14 protein-coding genes and 1 tRNA gene are annotated in these 16,652 nt (G+C 64.4%); 9 read left to right on the top strand and 6 right to left on the bottom strand.

Going from position 1 to position 16,652, the window contains the following annotated elements:
- Nucleotides 1-495 precede the first annotated feature (495 nt).
- Together AC1DKD_RS15715 and trmB are read left to right on the top strand one after the other, a co-directional pair.
- Nucleotides 496-570, top strand: a tRNA-Gly gene (locus AC1DKD_RS15715).
- A 77-nt stretch (nucleotides 571-647) separates the two neighbouring features.
- The gene (gene trmB, locus AC1DKD_RS15720) at nucleotides 648-1,415 is read left to right on the top strand and encodes a tRNA (guanosine(46)-N7)-methyltransferase TrmB (RefSeq protein WP_477111221.1); all 768 of its coding nucleotides are present in this window, start codon (nucleotides 648-650) and stop codon (nucleotides 1,413-1,415) included.
- Nucleotides 1,416-1,493: 78 nt separating this feature from the next.
- Here trmB and AC1DKD_RS15725 read toward each other — a convergent pair whose 3' ends face one another.
- From AC1DKD_RS15725 to AC1DKD_RS15735, 3 genes are all read right to left on the bottom strand, one after another.
- Nucleotides 1,494-2,375 carry an undecaprenyl-diphosphate phosphatase gene (locus tag AC1DKD_RS15725; RefSeq protein ID WP_477111222.1) on the bottom strand — a complete coding sequence of 294 codons (882 nt, stop codon included), beginning with the start codon at nucleotides 2,373-2,375 and terminating at the stop codon, nucleotides 1,494-1,496.
- 154 nt (nucleotides 2,376-2,529) lie between these two features.
- Nucleotides 2,530-3,090 (bottom strand): DUF1439 domain-containing protein, encoded by a 561-nt coding sequence (locus AC1DKD_RS15730; protein WP_477143437.1) that lies wholly within the window; start codon nucleotides 3,088-3,090, stop codon nucleotides 2,530-2,532.
- A 19-nt stretch (nucleotides 3,091-3,109) separates the two neighbouring features.
- Entirely contained in the window at nucleotides 3,110-3,394 is a 285-nt protein-coding gene (locus tag AC1DKD_RS15735; RefSeq protein ID WP_477111224.1) for a YkgJ family cysteine cluster protein, read from the bottom strand.
- A gap of 201 nt (nucleotides 3,395-3,595) precedes the next feature.
- Here AC1DKD_RS15735 and AC1DKD_RS15740 point away from each other — a divergent pair, with 201 nt between their 5' ends.
- The 6 genes from AC1DKD_RS15740 (at nucleotide 3,596) to AC1DKD_RS15765 (ending at nucleotide 11,562) form a co-directional block, all read left to right on the top strand.
- Entirely contained in the window at nucleotides 3,596-4,390 is a 795-nt protein-coding gene (locus tag AC1DKD_RS15740) for a TetR/AcrR family transcriptional regulator (RefSeq protein ID WP_477111225.1), read from the top strand.
- Nucleotides 4,387-5,529 (top strand): efflux RND transporter periplasmic adaptor subunit, encoded by a 1,143-nt coding sequence (locus tag AC1DKD_RS15745; RefSeq protein ID WP_477143438.1) that lies wholly within the window; start codon nucleotides 4,387-4,389, stop codon nucleotides 5,527-5,529. Before AC1DKD_RS15740 ends, AC1DKD_RS15745 begins: the two co-directional genes overlap by 4 nt.
- A gap of 9 nt (nucleotides 5,530-5,538) precedes the next feature.
- Entirely contained in the window at nucleotides 5,539-8,745 is a 3,207-nt protein-coding gene (locus AC1DKD_RS15750) for an efflux RND transporter permease subunit (protein WP_441624891.1), read from the top strand.
- 195 nt (nucleotides 8,746-8,940) lie between these two features.
- Nucleotides 8,941-9,594, top strand: coding sequence for a protein-L-isoaspartate O-methyltransferase family protein (locus AC1DKD_RS15755; RefSeq protein WP_477111226.1), 654 nt, complete (start codon nucleotides 8,941-8,943; stop codon nucleotides 9,592-9,594).
- A gap of 14 nt (nucleotides 9,595-9,608) precedes the next feature.
- Entirely contained in the window at nucleotides 9,609-9,932 is a 324-nt protein-coding gene (locus AC1DKD_RS15760) for a rhodanese-like domain-containing protein (RefSeq protein ID WP_045235998.1), read from the top strand.
- A 139-nt stretch (nucleotides 9,933-10,071) separates the two neighbouring features.
- Entirely contained in the window at nucleotides 10,072-11,562 is a 1,491-nt protein-coding gene (locus AC1DKD_RS15765) for a TolC family outer membrane protein (RefSeq protein WP_477111227.1), read from the top strand.
- Nucleotides 11,563-11,667: 105 nt separating this feature from the next.
- Here AC1DKD_RS15765 and AC1DKD_RS15770 read toward each other — a convergent pair whose 3' ends face one another.
- Nucleotides 11,668-12,504, bottom strand: a complete 837-nt coding sequence (locus tag AC1DKD_RS15770) for an META and DUF4377 domain-containing protein (RefSeq protein ID WP_477143439.1) — start codon at nucleotides 12,502-12,504, stop codon at nucleotides 11,668-11,670.
- A 347-nt stretch (nucleotides 12,505-12,851) separates the two neighbouring features.
- Between AC1DKD_RS15770 and AC1DKD_RS15775 the strand changes: the two genes are divergently transcribed.
- Nucleotides 12,852-13,979, top strand: coding sequence for a hypothetical protein (locus AC1DKD_RS15775; RefSeq protein ID WP_477111229.1), 1,128 nt, complete (start codon nucleotides 12,852-12,854; stop codon nucleotides 13,977-13,979).
- A gap of 208 nt (nucleotides 13,980-14,187) precedes the next feature.
- Here AC1DKD_RS15775 and AC1DKD_RS15780 read toward each other — a convergent pair whose 3' ends face one another.
- Nucleotides 14,188-14,643 carry a hypothetical protein gene (locus tag AC1DKD_RS15780; protein ID WP_477111230.1) on the bottom strand — a complete coding sequence of 152 codons (456 nt, stop codon included), beginning with the start codon at nucleotides 14,641-14,643 and terminating at the stop codon, nucleotides 14,188-14,190.
- Nucleotides 14,644-15,169: 526 nt separating this feature from the next.
- A complete protein-coding gene (locus AC1DKD_RS15785) occupies nucleotides 15,170-16,594 on the bottom strand; it encodes a mannose-1-phosphate guanylyltransferase/mannose-6-phosphate isomerase (RefSeq protein ID WP_477143440.1) in 1,425 nt (474 codons plus the stop codon).
- Between the last annotated feature and the right edge of the window lie 58 nt (nucleotides 16,595-16,652).

Consider the following 16,652-nt stretch of genomic DNA (forward strand, 5'->3'; position numbering starts at 1 on the left):
TTGTTCGCTAACAGCATCCGTCCAGCGCGAACCCGCTTTCGGTCGCTTCGTCCATCTTCCCAGCCATGCAATCGACTCCCGATCAACGCCTTGGTCAGATAACGCGTCAGACTCAAATCGGTTGTCATGATTTATACAAGTCTCAATAGGTAACGCTGGTTTTTGCATCGAATGTTGATCCACGTATAGAACACTGTCCTGCTCGGGCACGGGCGCGAGTTGGGAATGATCGACGAGGCCATACTAAGCATCACTTGACGCTGGCATCTTCTCGTGATTGGATCTCGCTGCGCGAGATCACCAGACGCCGGGACAACTCCAGGAACACGGTCACCTGCGCGCTGACGGCCCCCGCCTATCCGGCCCGCCAGAGTCCAAGCAAGCTGGACGCCACGCTCTCGGCCTGACTCAAGACCGAGGCCAATAAGCCACGCAAGCAGCATCCAACGCCTACCCTTGCATTCCCCGCGGAAACACGCGTAGAATCGCGGTTTCGCGGGCGTCGTATAATGGCCATTACCTTAGCTTCCCAAGCTAAAGACGTGGGTTCGATTCCCATCGCCCGCTCCACATCAGATTGAGACGAGCCGCCTTCGCCACCTGGTCGCATGCCCGATCAGGACCCGCCCGGCGGCTTTTTTGTTGCCATGCTCCCCCAAGACCCCAGCTCCGATCCGACGCCAGCCGACGACGCTGACAACGCGCCCATCCCGGCCGACACTGGCACGGACGTCGCGCATCCGCGCCGCATCCGTTCCTTCGTGCGCCGCGCCGGGCGCACCTCCACCGGCCAGCAGCGCGCCATCGATGACCTGGGGCCGCGCTTCATCCTGCCGTATGCCCCGCAGCCGCTCGACTGGGAGGCTGCTTTTGGCCGCGCTGCCCCGGCGATCCTGGAAATCGGCTTCGGCATGGGCGAGACCACCGCGCATATCGCGCAATTGCGCCCGCAGGACAACTTCCTGGGCTGCGAGGTGCACGAGCCCGGCGTGGGCGCCCTGCTCAAGCTGATTGGCGAGCGCGAGATCGACAATGTGCGGATCATGCCGCACGACGCGGTCGAAGTCATCGCGCACATGCTGACGGAATCCTGCCTGGACGGCGTGCACATCTTCTTTCCCGACCCCTGGCACAAGAAGCGCCACAACAAGCGGCGCCTGGTGCAGCCGCCGCTGGTCAAGCTGCTGGCCAGCCGCCTCAAGCCGGGCGGCTACCTGCACTGCGCGACCGACTGGGAGGAATACGCTCACCAGATGGTGGAAGTGCTCTCCGGCGAGCCAGGCCTGGTCAATACCTCGGATACAGCCGGCGGCTTCGCGCCGCGGCCGGACTACCGCCCGGTGACCAAGTTCGAGCGTCGTGGTGTGCGCCTTGGGCATGGCGTGTGGGACGTGGTGTTCCGCAAGCGGGCCTGAGGCCGCGCTGAAGCCAGCGCGGGACAAAAAAAGGCGTGGCCATGAGGCCACGCCCTTTTTTATTTGTGCTGACCCGTATCAGGCATGCCAGGCGACCAGGCCCGAGTAAGCCGTCACCAGCACGATGATGCCGAAGACGATGCGGTACCAGGCGAACGGCTTGAAATCATGGGTGGCAACAAAGCGCAACAGCCAGCGCACGCACAGGAAAGCGGACAGGAAGGCGAAGACGAAGCCGATGCCGAAGATGCCGAGGTCGTCGGCGGAGAGCAGCGCGCGTGACTTGTACAGCTCGTACACGGTGGCCCCGAAGATCACCGGGATCGCCAGGAAGAAGGAGAACTCGGTAGCCACCTGGCGCGACAGCCCGAACAGCATGCCGCCAATGATGGTCGCGCCGGAACGCGAGGTGCCGGGGATCAGGGCGAAGCATTGAGCCAGCCCGACCTTGATCGCATCGCGCCAGTTCAGGTCATCGACGGATTCGATGCGCGGCGCCCCGGCCTGGGCAGCCTTCAGCAAGGCGTTGCCTTGCGGATGGGATACCCGGCCCCGGTGGTTTTCACGCCACTCGGCCCACAGAATTACCACGCCGCCGACGATAAACGCGGTCGCCACGGTGATCGGGTTGAACAGGTGAGCCTTGATCCACTTGCCGAACACAAGCGCCAGCACGATCGCCGGCACGGTGGCGACGATGACGTTGATGGCGAAGCGCCGCGCTTTTTCATCGGTGGCCAGTCCGCCCACCACGGTGGTGATACGGCGACGGAACTCCCAGCACACCGCAAGGATGGCGCCGAACTGGATCACGATCTCAAAAATCTTGCCCTTTTCATCGTTGAAGTCGAGCAACTGGCCGGCCAGGATCAGGTGGCCGGTACTGGAGATAGGCAGGAACTCGGTCAGTCCTTCGACGATGCCGAGGATCACGGCTTTCAAGGCGAGAGCAATATCCATTCTTATTGGGAGAGCGAAGGAAAACGAAGGCGAGGCGAAGAAAAGAAAATGAGTACCCTTACGGTCTCACACATAGGGAACCACCACTATCAACCACGAGCATGACGCTACCGTGTGCAAGGCAAATACCTCTCACGCAGCGCGCCGCTTGTCCTTATGGCCGATTGATCTTGACGTTGATCCCATTGGGCAAAACGGTGATTGTACCGGGCTCGACACTCGCGCCGGCAAGGCGCAGCTCGTCGGGGCGGAAGGTATAGAGCGGGTAGTCCTGCAGCAATTGTTCCGCGAGGATGCCGCCGAGCGCATTGAGCTGGCGCGAGAACTGCGGCGGCAGGCCATTGACGTCGAACTGCTGGACCTGCGGATCCTGCAGCACGACCGCGCGGCTGGCCGGATCGTAGCGCAGGCCGCTGTCCAGCGCGAAGCGCCCGGTCAGCGGCTGGCGGAAGAACAGCCGGTTGTCCACGGTGGCATCGAACTGTACGTTGACGCGGTTGCGGCCGGGATCCAGCGTGAGCTGCGGGTTGGCGAGCTGGATGTCGAACAGCTCCATATAACGCTTGTTGAAAGGAAACTTGCGCTCCAGCGCCGATTGCAACTGGCTCTGCGAGAAGGTGTAGTCGTTGCTCATCACACCGCAAGCGGCGAGTCCCGCGAGGAGCGCGGCGGCAYCGCTTGCTGCCAGCCAACGCCGGCGAGTCATTTTGAACATCTGTTTGATCCTTGCGGGTTTAACCGGCATGGCCGGGCGCGGTAGCGGCCTCTAGCTGCGACAACCATGCCAGCGCATGCACACGCGAGTCGCCGCACATGTCGGCCGCGGGCTTCAGTCCGGCGCAAAACGCCGGCCGCGTGGGTTTGCCGAAAATCGCGCAGCGCCGGTCTGGCAGCAGCTGCACGCAGGGTACGCCGGCCGGCTTGCCGTATGGCATGCCGGGGATGGGCGAAGTGATCGAGGGCGCGGTGCAACAAGCGCCACAATCTGGCCGGCAGGAAAGTTCAGACTGAAGGGGCATGGCAAAGGTTCAGGGCAGGCATCGCCCGGCAGCCCCGTATTGTGCCCCAACCCGAGCCCCCTCCTTCACGCTTTGGCACCGGCAGTGCCATGGATTGCCGGCACGCTTGACCGCCGGAATCGCGTCTACTACATTACTGACCCAAGAGTTATTTATCTGCAATTCTCGCGGAACGCGCCGGCATCGGTGCGCAGCGGCACAGTGAAAAAGTCTCCAGACCAGAATCAGGAAGCGGCAAACACCAAACGTTGGGCTCGCCGCAAAGCCGCACGCCCGCAGGAACTGGTGGCCGCCGCGCTTGAGCTTTTCGTCCAGCGCGGCTATGCGGCCACGCGGCTGGAGGATGTTGCCGCCGCGGCAGGCGTGTCCAAGGGCACGGTGTATCTGTATTTCGCCAATAAGGAAGAGCTGTTCAAGACCGTGGTGCGCGAGAACCTGGTGCCAACACTGACCAGGGGCATCGACCTGGTGGAGAACTACCAGGGTTCCACGCCGGCGTTGCTCCGCGAGTTGCTGCGCGGCTGGTGGGGCCTGATCGGGGCCACGCCGGTAGCCGGCCTGACCAAACTGATCATGGCCGAGTCCAGCAACTTCCCCGACATCGCGCAGTTCTACCATGAGGAAGTGGTGCTGCCGGGTGACGAACTGTTCGCGCGCGTGCTCAAGCGCGGCGTGGAGCGTGGCGAGTTGCGCGAGACGCCGGCCAACCCGACCACAACGCTGATCTGCGCGCCGCTGATGTTCCTGATGCTTTGGCAGCGCGCGTTCAGCGCGTCGTCGCGCATCGAGATCGACCCCGAGGCTTTCCTCGACAACCTGCTCCAGATGTTGCTGTTCGGCCTGACCACCGGCGCGGCGCGCGATACGCCGCTGCCGCCCCAGGTTGGCCCCTACGTCTGGGAGCAAATACGAAAAGAACAACAAGAAGCCCTTGCACAAGCGCAGGGGCAGCAGGACGCGCGGGATCCCCCGGCGCGGCCGCCGGAGACCGCATGACCCGACGCAAGAAGATCCTGATCGTTGCGATTGCCGCCATTGCCGTGATCGGCGTGCTGAGCGCCGCTGCCGCGGTCCGCAAGGCAGGCAATGGCAAGCCGGGCGCGGCCCCGGCGCAAGCCACTGCCCAGGGGGCCGCCGCGCCCGGCCTGGTGGAATTCCTGCAGTCCGACCTGGTCGATGCCACCACGCAGGACCTGCGCGTTTCGCTGCCGCTGTCCGGTGGCTTGCGGGCGCTCAACCAGGCTTCGGTCAAAGCCAAGGTCTCGGGCGAGGTGCAGCAGGTGCTGGTGCGCGAGGGTGAAGCCGTGCGTGCCGGCCAGGTCATCGTGCGCATCGATGCTACCGAATACCAGGCCAAGGTAGCGCAGGCGCGCGGGCAGATGCTGGCGGCGCGCGGCCAGTACGAGAATTCGAAACAGACCTTCGAGCGCAACCGCGAACTGGTGGCCAAGGGCTTTATCTCCAAGACCGCCTTCGACAATTTCCAGAGCAACCTGGACGTGGCGCGCGCCAACCTCGATGCCGCCCAGGGCGGCCTGGAAGTGGCGCAAAAAGCGCTCGCCGATACGATCGTCAAGGCGCCGCTGGACGGCCTGGTGGYCGCGCGCGCGGTGCAGCCGGGCGAGAAGGTATCACCCGACACCCGCCTGATCGACGTGGTGGACTTGCGCGCACTGGAACTGGAGGCGCCGATCCCGATGGCCGACGTGGCGCGTGCCGCCATCGGCCAGGCCGTGCAGCTTGACGTGGAAGGCAGCGGCCGTTTCGAGGGCAAGCTGGTGCGCATCAACCCCGCGGTCAGCCAGGGCACGCGCAGCATCATGGTCTATGTGCGGGTCGACAACCCGGACGCGCGCCTGCGCGCGGGCATGTTCGCCCAGGGCGCGCTGGTGCTCGGCCGCCATGCCGGCGTGGTGGCGGTGCCCGCCACGGCGGTGCGCAGCGATGGCGAGCGCGCCTTCGTCTACAGCGTGGAAAACGACGTGCTGGCAGAGCGCCAGGTCACGCTGGGCATCCGCGACGACGAGAACGGGCTGGTGGAGATCGCCAGCGGCCTGGCCGCCGGCGCCAAGGTGGTGCGCAACAATCTCGGCACCCTGCGCGCGGGCAGCCGCGTCAAGCTGGTCAAGGCGTAGGAGCCCCCCATGTGGTTCACCCGCCTGTCCATCCATAACCCCGTGCTGGCCACCATGATGATGATGGCCTTCGTCGTCATCGGCCTGTTCTCCTACCAGCGCCTGCCGGTCGACCAGTTCCCGGACATCACCTTCCCGATCGTGGTGGTGCAGACCGAGTACCCTGGCGCCGCGCCGGAATCGGTCGAATCGGATGTCACCCGCAAGATCGAGGAGATCGTCAACACCATTTCCGGCATCGACGAGATCTTCTCGCACTCCTACCAGGGCAACTCGGTGGTGGTGATCAAGTTCGACCTGACCGTGGACGTTGGCCAGGCCGCGCAGGACGTGCGCGACAAGATCGCGCTGATCCGCCCGCAGTTCCGCGACGAGGTGAAAGACCCGCGCGTGCTGCGCTACGACCCGTCAGAGGCGCCGGTGTTCTACCTGTCGGTGTCGAATGCGCCGGGCGCCGAGCGCACGCAGCGCGAGCTGACCACCATTGCCGACCAGATCGTGCGCAAGCGGCTGGAGACGGTGCGCGGCGTGGGCGCCATCAGCCTGGTTGGCGGTACCAAGCGCGAGGTAGAGATCCGCATCCGGCCGGCCCAGCTGGAGGCGCTCGGCATTGGCGTGAACCAGGTGATGGACGCCATCCGCAACGAAAACCAGGAACTGCCTGCCGGCGAGTTGCGCTCCTCCTCCACCGAGACGGTGGTACAGATCAAGGGGCGCGTCATCTCGCCGGACGACTTCCGCCACATCATCGTGGCCCGGCGAGCCGGCCAGCCAGTCACGCTGGAACAGGTCGCCGACGTGCGCGACGGTGAGGAGGAGCAGGAGAGCCTGGCCATGCTGGACGGCAAGCGCGCGCTGTTCCTGGCGGTGGTGAAGGCGCAGGGCCAGAACACCGTGGATACCGTCGACGGCCTGATCAAGATGACCGACGAGGTACGCAAGCTGGTGCCCGCCGGCGTGCAGCTCACCGTGGTCAACGACGCCGCGCGCGGCATCCGCAGCAGTGTCAAGGAAGTCCGCTCCACCCTGCTCGAAGGCGCCTTCCTGACGGTGGCGATCGTCTTCCTGTTCCTCGGCTCCTGGCGCAGCACGGTGATTACCGGGCTGACCTTGCCGATCGCGCTGATCGGCACCTTCGGCGTGATGTACATGTTCGGCTTCACGCTCAACGTGATTACGCTGATGGCGCTGTCGCTGTGCGTGGGCCTGCTGATCGACGATGCCATCGTGGTGCGCGAGAACATCGTGCGCCATAACCTGATGGGCAAGGACCACCGTACAGCGGCGCTGGACGGCACCAACGAGATCGGGCTGGCGGTGCTGGCCACCACGTTCTCCATCGTCGCGGTGTTCCTGCCGGTGGGCTTCATGGGTGGCATCATCGGCCGCTTCTTCCACCAGTTCGGCGTGACCGTGGTGGCGGCGGTGCTGATTTCCATGTTTGTCTCTTTCACGCTGGACCCGATGCTGTCCTCGGTCTGGCATGACCCGGACCTGCACGGCACCGGCAACAAGAAGAGCCTGTACGGCCGTACCGTGGGCCGCATGCTGGACTGGTTCTCGGCGCGCATGGATGCGCTCGGCCACGGCTATGGGTCGATGCTGGGCTGGGCGCTCAAGCACCGGATCGCCACGGCCATCATTGCCGTGGTGACGTTCTTCGGCAGCTTCGCGCTGGTGCCGCTGATCGGCACCGAGTTCGTGCCCGCCGCCGACCTCGGCGAAACGCAGGTGGGCTTCACCACGCCGGTGGGTACCTCGCTGGCGGTCACCGAAGCCAAGGTCAGGCAGGTGGAAGCCGCGCTCAAGACCTTCCCCGAAGTGGCCTACACCTATGCCACCATCAACTCGGGCAACACCTCCGGGCGCAACAACGCGCTGGTCTCGGTACGCCTGATCGAGCGCCGCGCGCGCAAGCTCACCACCACGCAACTCAACCCGATGATCCGCGAGCGGCTGGCGGGCATCGCCGGCATCACGCTGACCATGGTCGGCATGCCCGATGGCGCCGGCGGACAGAAGGCGCTGCAGGTGTCGATCCAGGGCGATGACCTGGAAACGCTGCGGCGCCTGTCGGTGGAGGCCAGCCGGCGCATGGCCGCGGTGCGCGGCCTGACCGACCTGGATTCCAGCATGAAGGACGACCGCCCTACGGTGGAAGTACGCATCCGCCGCGAGCTGGCGTCCGACCTGGGCGTGGGCATTGTCCAGATCGGCAACGCGCTGCGCCCGCTGCTGGCCGGCGACGCCATCAGTTCCTGGCGCGCTCCCGACGATCAGAATTACGACGTACGCGTGCGCCTGCCCAAGGACGCGCGCACCGGCATGGCCGACCTCAGCGCGCTGATGATCGCCAGCAACCAGACCAACACCGACGGCTCGCCGCGCATGGTGCCGCTGCGCCAGATCGCCGAACTGGTGCCCACCACCGGCGCCAACCAGATCAGCCGGCGCGACCTCAACCGCGAAGTGGAACTGACCGCCAATACAGCGGGGCGCTCGCAGGGCGAGGTCGCGCGCGAGGTCAAGACGGTGCTGGACGGCATGAACTGGCCGGCGGGCTACAAGTATCGCTTCGGCGGTTCCACCAAATCGATGAACGAATCGTTCGGCTTCGCGGTATCGGCGCTGGCGCTGGCGGTGATCTTTATCTACATGATCCTGGCCTCGCAGTTCGCCAGCTTCTTCCAGCCCATCGCCATCATGACCTCGCTGCCGCTCACGCTGATCGGCGTGTTCGCGGCGCTGCTGCTGTTCCGCTCCACGCTGAACATGTTCTCCATCATCGGTTTCATCATGCTGATGGGGCTGGTGACCAAGAACGCCATCCTGCTGATCGACTTTGCCAACCAGGCCCGGCGCGGCACCGACGGCCAGCCGCCGATGTCGCGCGAGGCGGCGCTGGTGGCCGCCGCACGCGTGCGGCTGCGGCCGATCCTGATGACCACGCTGGCCATGATCTTCGGCATGGTGCCGCTCGCCTTCAGCCTGGGCGAAGGCGCGGAGCAGCGCGCGCCGATGGGCCAGACGGTGATCGGCGGCATCATCACCTCGTCGATCCTGACCCTGGTGGTGGTGCCGGTGATCTATACGTACCTGGACGATTTCGGCGCCTGGCTGGGCCGGCTGTGGCGTGGCAAGGAGGCGGCTCCCGCCCGCGCCGCCGCGCCGCGGGCGGCCGATGCGCCCGCCCACGGGCCAGCGAGTGCGGAATGAGGCTGCGCCGGCGGATACCCGGAATGCCGTGGCCCTGGCCAGACTGCGGCATGCAGGCCACACCCGGGGCCACGCGCTTGGGCAACTGCCTTGACGAAGAGTTAAAATCTCAGGTTTGACGGATTTCCCCGGCCCTGGCACCGCGCGGCCGGAATTCAGAACTGATTAGCGGTTGGCATTGGAAGGAATGGCAAGATGGATCTCGAGAAAGCCCGATTCAACATGATCGAACAGCAAATCCGCCCGTGGGATGTGCTGGATCAGGAAATCCTGGACCTGCTGGCGGTGGTCAAGCGGGAACAGTTCGTGCCGCAGGCCTACGCCGCGCTGGCCTTCGTCGACATGGAAATCCCGCTGCCGGGCGGCCAGAACATGCTGGCCCCGCGCGTGGAAGCCCGCATCCTGCAAGACCTGGCCGTGCGCAAGCACGAACAAGTGCTTGAGATCGGCGCCGGCTCCGGCTACATGGCCGCCCTGCTGGCACACCGCGCGCGCCACGTGCTGACCGTGGACATCCTGCCGGAACTGGCCGCGCTGGCCCGCAAGAACCTGGCCGACGCTGGCGTAACCAATGTCGACGTGGCCGAAGGCAATGCCGCCGCCGGCTGGGCCGCCAGCGCGCCTTACGACGTGATCTGCATCTCGGGCGCGCTGCCCTCGGTGCCGGCGTTCATCCTGTCGCAAGTCAAGGTTGGCGGGCGCATCGCCGCGTTCGTCGGCGCCCTGCCGGCCATGGAGGCCCAGATCATCACGCGCGTCAGCGAGACCGAGTACAAGACGGTCAACCTGTTCGAGACTGCCGTCACGCCGCTGATCGGCGCCGAGCAGCCTTCACGCTTTCACTTCTGAGCGGGACCCAGGACATGCAGTTAATCAACGCCCCCGAACTGGCACATTGGCTGGCCGACACCGGCCGCGCACAGCCGGTGCTGCTCGACGTACGCGAAGGCTGGGAAGTGCAGACCTGCGCCATGCCCGGCATCACCCATATCCCGATGGGCCAGATCCCGGCACGCGCCGCCGAGCTCGATGAGGATGCCGATATCGTCTGCATCTGCCATCACGGCGCGCGCAGCATGCAGGTGGCCAGCTTCCTCGAGCGGCAAGGATTTGCCAAGGTCTACAACCTGACCGGCGGCGTGCACGCCTGGTCCGAGCAGGTCGACCCGGCGATGCCGAAGTACTGAGCATCACCAGCACTAGCAGCACTAGCAGCAGCACAAGCATCAATCCCAGGGCGCCGGCTTCCCGCGGCGCCGATTCCCTAGAACGCTGATCGTTAGAAACGTTAGCCGCGCGCCCGGTGCCCGGCAGACTGGAGATGTCATGAGGTTTGCGCTTTTCCCTGCGCGGGGCGTGCCCAAGACGCGCCTGGCACTGACGGGTTCCCTGCTTGCGCTGCTGCAACTGCCGGCTGCGCATGGCGCCGACCTGCTCCAGGTCTACCGCGACGCGCAAGCCAACGATGCGCAGTTCGCCAGCGCGCGTTCGCAACTGACGGCCACCCTGGAAAAGCTCCCGCAGGGACGCTCCGGCCTGCTGCCGCAGATCAACGGCACGCTCGGCGCCACGCGCACCAACATCGACCAGACCGTGCCGTTCGTGGCGGACCGCTTCATCAACAACAATAACTGGACGCTGCAACTGGTCCAGCCGTTGTTCCGCTGGGATCGCTGGGAGACCTACAAGCAGGGCGAACTGGCAGCGCTGGCTGGCGAGGTCACCTTCAGCCAGGCACAGCTCGACCTGATCACCCGCACTTCGCAAGCCTACTTCGACGTGCTGGCCGCGCAGGACAACCTCTACCTGGCCGGCGCGCAGAAGAAGGCAATCGGCGAGCAGTTGGCGCAGGCCAAGCGCAACTTCGAGGTCGGCACCGCCACCATCACCGACGCCAACGATGCGCAGGCCCGCTACGATCTCGCCACCTCGACCGAAATCGCGGCGCAGAGCGACCTCGAAATCCGGCGCGCCAACCTGCAGCAGATCACCAGCAAGCCGGTCGACGAACTGCTGGGATTGCGCCCCGCCGCCCCCCTTCCCGGTCCGCAGCCGGCCGATGTGAACACCTGGGCCAGCCAGGCCGAGAACACCAATCCGCAAGTGGGCCTGGCCCGCTACAACCTCGACACGGCGCAGCGCGAGTACAACAAGGCGCGCGCCGGCCACCTGCCCACGGTCGACCTCGTAGCGTCCTATGGCTTCGTCAACTCCACCGGCAATGCCACGCAGCAGGTCAATATTTCCAGCCGCTACAACAGCGCCCAGATCGGCGTGCAACTGAACGTGCCGATTTACAGCGGCGGCCAGATCCAGTCGCGCGTGCGCGAGACCGCGGCACTGGCCGACAAGGCCGCCAGCGACCTCGAGTTCGCGCGCCGCACCGCCGCCCAGAACGCGCGGCAGACCTACTCGGGCGTGTCCAACGGCCTGGCGCAGGTCAAGGCACTGGAAGCCGCCGAGCATTCGGCGCAGAGCGCGGTGGAATCCAACCAGCTCGGCTATGAAGTGGGCGTGCGCATCAATATCGATGTGCTGAACGCCGAGGCGCAGCTGTTCTCCACCCGCCGCGACCTGGCCAAGGCGCGCTACGACACCATCATGAACGGGCTGCGCCTCAAGGCCGCGACGGGCGCGCTGACCGAGGACGATGTCGTGCAGATCAACACGCTGCTGACCTCGGCGCCGGGCTCGATGTACAAGTTGCCGGACAAGGTAAAGCTCGGCACGGCATCGCCCGCCGGTGCACCGCCAGCGGCAAAGCGCACTGCCACGCGCAAGGAAGCCATCGCCGGAGCGCCAGCGCCGCGCAGCTGAATGTGAATAGCGGACGGCCGCCGGCCAACCGGTATTCGCTCGAAACAGAAACGCCGCGGCTTCGACCGCGGCGTTTTGCTTGCTGGCCCAGCGTCCTGGCGCCGCTCAGTTGGCCCGCGTACGGGACTCCACGCTCAACAACTGCCATCGGATAGCCGAAGCGTCCGCCGGCGGGTTCTCCACCCGCGTCTCGCGCACGCGCAAGGTGTATGCGATGCCCGGCTCGAAATCCAGTCCCTCGATCGGGCCATACCAGAGCGTCCACGGCGCACTGGGGTTGTCGCGCACGCGATAGCACGTCTGCCGGCCCACGCCCGAGCACTCCACCCGCTGCGAATCCACGTACACCGTCTTCTCGACGCCGCCGGCCGCTGCCTGCGCATCCAGCCTGGCGCCGCGCYKGCCCACGCCTWCSCGYTCGAYGAATTGCARCAGGTCGCCGTCRGCSGTCTTCCAGATGATCTGGCGYCCCGTSGMSCCGGCSGACGGCTGCGTGCCSACSGTMGTRAASGGCGACTGCATGGCCTTGAGCAGCGCGGACTCCAGATCGCCGCGCGGCGGCACGCAGGCCATGCGCGTGCCAGCCAGCCGGTCGAAACGCATGCCCGTTGCCGTCTTGCCGTAGCCGCCGGTAAAGCGATTGCAGCCGCTGTACCCGCTGACGGTGCCTTGCGCCGAATCGATGCCGCTATTGAATTCAAAGATGATCGGCTCGCCGTTATCGCCGTGCGGGATGGGCTTGAGCGTGCCGTCGGCCTGCTGCCAGCGCACCAGCTCCCAGCGGCTGGGGCCGCCGGTCTGCGCCTGGTTCAGGCTGACCCCGGCGCCGGGCGAATCCGGCGCGGGCGATGTGGTGCAAGCGCCCAKGGCCGCGGCAAGCATGACGGCGGCGGCGGCGCGCGCAGCCAGCGCGCCGGGAGAAAGACGAATGGTTTTCTGCATCTGAAAAGCTCCTGGTAGGGGGGCGCGGCCTGGCCGGCCCGCGCCGCTCCGGGGCGGCTTTGCGGGCCTGATGGGGCCGCGAGTCTGGCCCTCACGGCAGGTAGTTTAGCGAACTGAGCGGCGGCGGACTATCGGGTGCAGGACTACAAAGCCAATGGCCGCCCGGGCTCCCGCCATTTCGGTCTTCGGTGATCCCCTGGAACCAATCTACGTGCGCTGGCAAACACTCCCCGCCCTCGGATCCCTCGACGCCGAGGCGAAAGGCACTAAAGTGAAAACACAAAGCGCGGGCTCCTGCGTGCCGGGCCATCCGCGAAAAAGGTAAAAGCCAACACCGGGGGGATAGTATGGCTTCCAGCCGCACGATACACCGCGCGCGCGCGGATTGCCTCGCCGTTGCCATCGGGGCCGCGCTGTTATCCAGCCAAGTCAGCGCCGCCATGGAAGACGAATTCCTGCAGGCGGAGCCCATTACCGGAAACCCGAGCGGCTTGCGAGTCGAATCCAGCTACGACGCCTTCAACAAGACGCTCGACGTCTTCAACCTGCGCGATCATAAGGATACCGTCGACCGCACCGGCGACTATAGCGGTGGCCGCCTGGCTATCGGCTACAAGTTTTCCCCGACATGGTCGGTGGAGGCCACCTACTGGCGGCGCAATCTCAAGTTTGAGAAAGATACCGACAACATCAATAGCTGGCAGTTGGCCGTGCACTACGGCATCCTGGTTGCCCCCGAGGGCGAACGCAATTTGACGCTAAAACTCTCCGCCTGGGGTGATTACTCCAGCGGTCTGGCGAGCAGTACGACGACCCGGATCAATGGAACCAAATTCAGCAACGTCAGCATCGCGCACCCCAACGACGTGCAAGCACAAGCAGACCTGATCTATTCAGGCAGGCTGTGGGAGCGCAACTTGCTTAGTGCCTTTATCACCGGCGGCTTCAGCTGGGTGACGGCCGGCGACTTCCACGGAACATACCAGCAAGGCAACTGCAGCTTCAATGTGCAAGCAGGATCGAACAACATGGCTACCGCGACCCTCATGAATCCCTGTCGGATTGGCCGCGCTACAGTGAGCAACCTCCAACTCTCAGCCAACGCCAGCCAGTATGGCGTCGATGTCAGCCGCGACTTCCATTACACGGCGCCCTTCCTGGCGATTGGCGGCTCGTGGCGCTGGGAATATAATCACTTCGGCGTAATGGCGGGCTACCATTTTCAATACCTCTTTCGCAATGGAATCGACGACCGGCTCAGCAACTATGGTATGCCGCAGGTGCGTTTCAACCAGACGGTCGGGCTTGAGCTTTCGTATGCGCCCGTGAAGCACTTTGAAATCTTCCTGCGGGTGCAGGGGTTTCAGAACAGCTTTGTTGGGTATGTGCCGCTTTTGTATAACGCGGCTACGGCTAGCCGGTTGGATAAGTATTATGGGTTGGCTTCGGTGGGGGTGCGGGTGTTTGGGTTTTGAGGGGAGCGAAAATGGTTCTTCTATTCCCATGCATGCCTCGCGGACTGGGATGCTCTGAATTTCGCGAGGTTGGGCACCCGCGACCGGCCCGGCCTGTTCCGGCGCGACGGTTTGGCTTCCGCCTTGGCGAGCGCTGCCGTCATGAATCGCTCGCCGGGAGCCAGGTTTGGTGCTACAAAGAACGTTTGCATCGTGTGCGCAAGCGAAGCTAGGCAGCTAGCCGAAACCTCTCCGCGCTTGCGCAGGCCCCCTCAAAGGGGAAACCACCCGGCAGTTTGGCGAAACGCACCTTAGCAAGTCGGGCTTGACTGGATTCGCGGTCCTCCGCCATCAAAATGAAGGTGCCGAGGATACCGCGCAGCCTGTCGACGTGATCCCGGCGGGAGAAGAGAGGCCCAGGCAGGAGGTTCTCCCAGATGTGCATGAGACAATCCAGGACGGATGATCTCTCGTGCGCCGGGGGAAGCATCGTCGCCAACTCTCCTGCATCTTTCGGCAGATGGTGCATCAATCTGAGAATGATCTCCACGCCATACAACTGATCCCGGTCTGGAGATACAGTCGGCTTGGTCACCATCGGATCAGCCGGGACCGCGCCCTTTGTATGCTGCGCCACCGCGCGCAAGACCTGATTCCGCAACTCGGGGGAATCGGCAAGTGCCATCAACTCCTGAGCCAGCAAAAAAACCAGCCGGGCGTGGAGTCCCCCCGCCGGGGCCCTACAAAAATACGCTCCTCCGCCCAACGACCCTGATTGTGAAGCAGCGCACCGAAAACACCAACCCGCTCATACCCGCGGACGCGTTCTGCCTGGATATACTCGATCGAACTCGCCGGCACCTTGTACATGGGGTGGCGGCGGTCGTGCGCGGGCATGGCCCACTGCGAGATATCCTCCATCTTCGCCCAGAGCCGGCCGAACAAGTCGAGAAGGACAACCTGCCCTTCTCCGCTCTCGTACCATGCATCCAGCATGGCCTTCCAGGCAACGTCAGGAACCGCTTCGCTGGACTCCGTGAACGCCGCGACCTCATGCTTGATGCCGCTCCTGTGCGACTCGGTCCCGTCGTCGACCAGCAGACGCTGAAACCATGAACATTGCAGCTTCCGAAACCTGGTACTGACTGGCCTGGCGATCAGATGTCGGATGACATCGGAGCGGGACCAGCCCTTACCTCAATCACTCACAATCACTGGACGCGCCCGTAGTGATCCTGGAAGCGCACTATGTCGTCTTCGCCAAGATAAGAACCGGACTGGACCTCAATCAATTCGAGCGGAATTTTGCCAGGATTTTCCAGCCGGTGCGTGACGCCGAGCGGAATATAGGTTGACTGGTTTTCCGAGAGCAACAGCACCTCGTCCCCATTGAAAACCTTGGCGGTTCCGCGCACGACGATCCAATGCTCCGCCCGATGGTGATGCATCTGCAAACTGAGCGACGAGCCCGGCTTGACCACGATGCGCTTGACCTGGAAGCGATCACCCTGGTCGATGCCTTCATACGAGCCCCAGGGGCGGAAGACCTTCCGGTGCGTGACCGACTCCCGCCGGCCCGAGCGATTCAACTGCTCGACGATCTTCTTAACGTCTTGTGCCTTGTCGCGGTGCGAGATCAGGATGGCATCGGCTGTTTCCACAATCACCAGATCCTTCACGCCAACAGCGGCGACCATGCGATGCTCCGCGCGCACATAGGTATTGCTTACGTCCTCGCTCAACACATCGCCGAAGAACGCGTTACCGCTGTCGTCGGGAGCAGCGATATCGGCCAGCGCCGTCCACGAGCCGATATCGTTCCAGCCCAGGCCAGCCGCGGTCACTACCGCGGCCCGCTCGGTCTTTTCCATTACCGCATAGTCGATCGACACATTCGGGCTGGCACTGAACGCCTCGGGGTCAAGCCGCAGGAAGTCTGCATCGCGCTTGCCGGCCTCCACGGCAAGTTCCGCCTGGCGCAGAATTTCCGGCTCGTGGCAGCGCAGTTCTTCCAGATAGGTCGAAGCCTTCAGCATGAACATACCGCTGTTCCAGTAATAGCCACCCTCCTCTAGGAAACACCTGGCCGTGGCGGCGTCCGGCTTCTCCACAAAGCGTTCGACCAGGTAGGCGCCATCCTCGGCAACCAGGTCTTTGCCACGGCGGATATAGCCATAGCCGGTATGCGGCTCGGTCGGCTCGATGCCGAATGTCACCAGGTAGCTGTCCTTGGCGATGCCCGCCGCAATCATGRCCAGTTTGCCGAACACGCTGTCGTCCAGAATCACATGATCGGAAGGCAATACGAGCAGAAGTGCTTCCGCTGTTTTTTTCAGTGCGAGCAACGCCCCCACGGCCACTGCGGGTGCGGTATTGCGCCCAGCCGGCTCCAGCACGATCGACGACGGCGTCACGTCGACGCTGCGCAACTGTTCGGCAACCAGGAAGCGCTGCTCCGCGTTGGTGATGACGATGGGCGCGGCCACATCCGCGATTCCTCGCAGGCGTAGCGCTGTCTGCTGCACCAGCGTGTTTTCGCCGGTAAGTTTCAGGTACTGCTTCGGATAACCACCGCGAGACATGGGCCACAGACGGGTCCCACTGCCGCCACAGAGAATGACGGGATGAATGTTCATGCCAACTCCCACAAGGACTAAGACTCGATCAACGAGGACCACCCTGTTCTGATGCAAG

The organism is Cupriavidus sp. 05T313 (assembly GCF_056396665.1).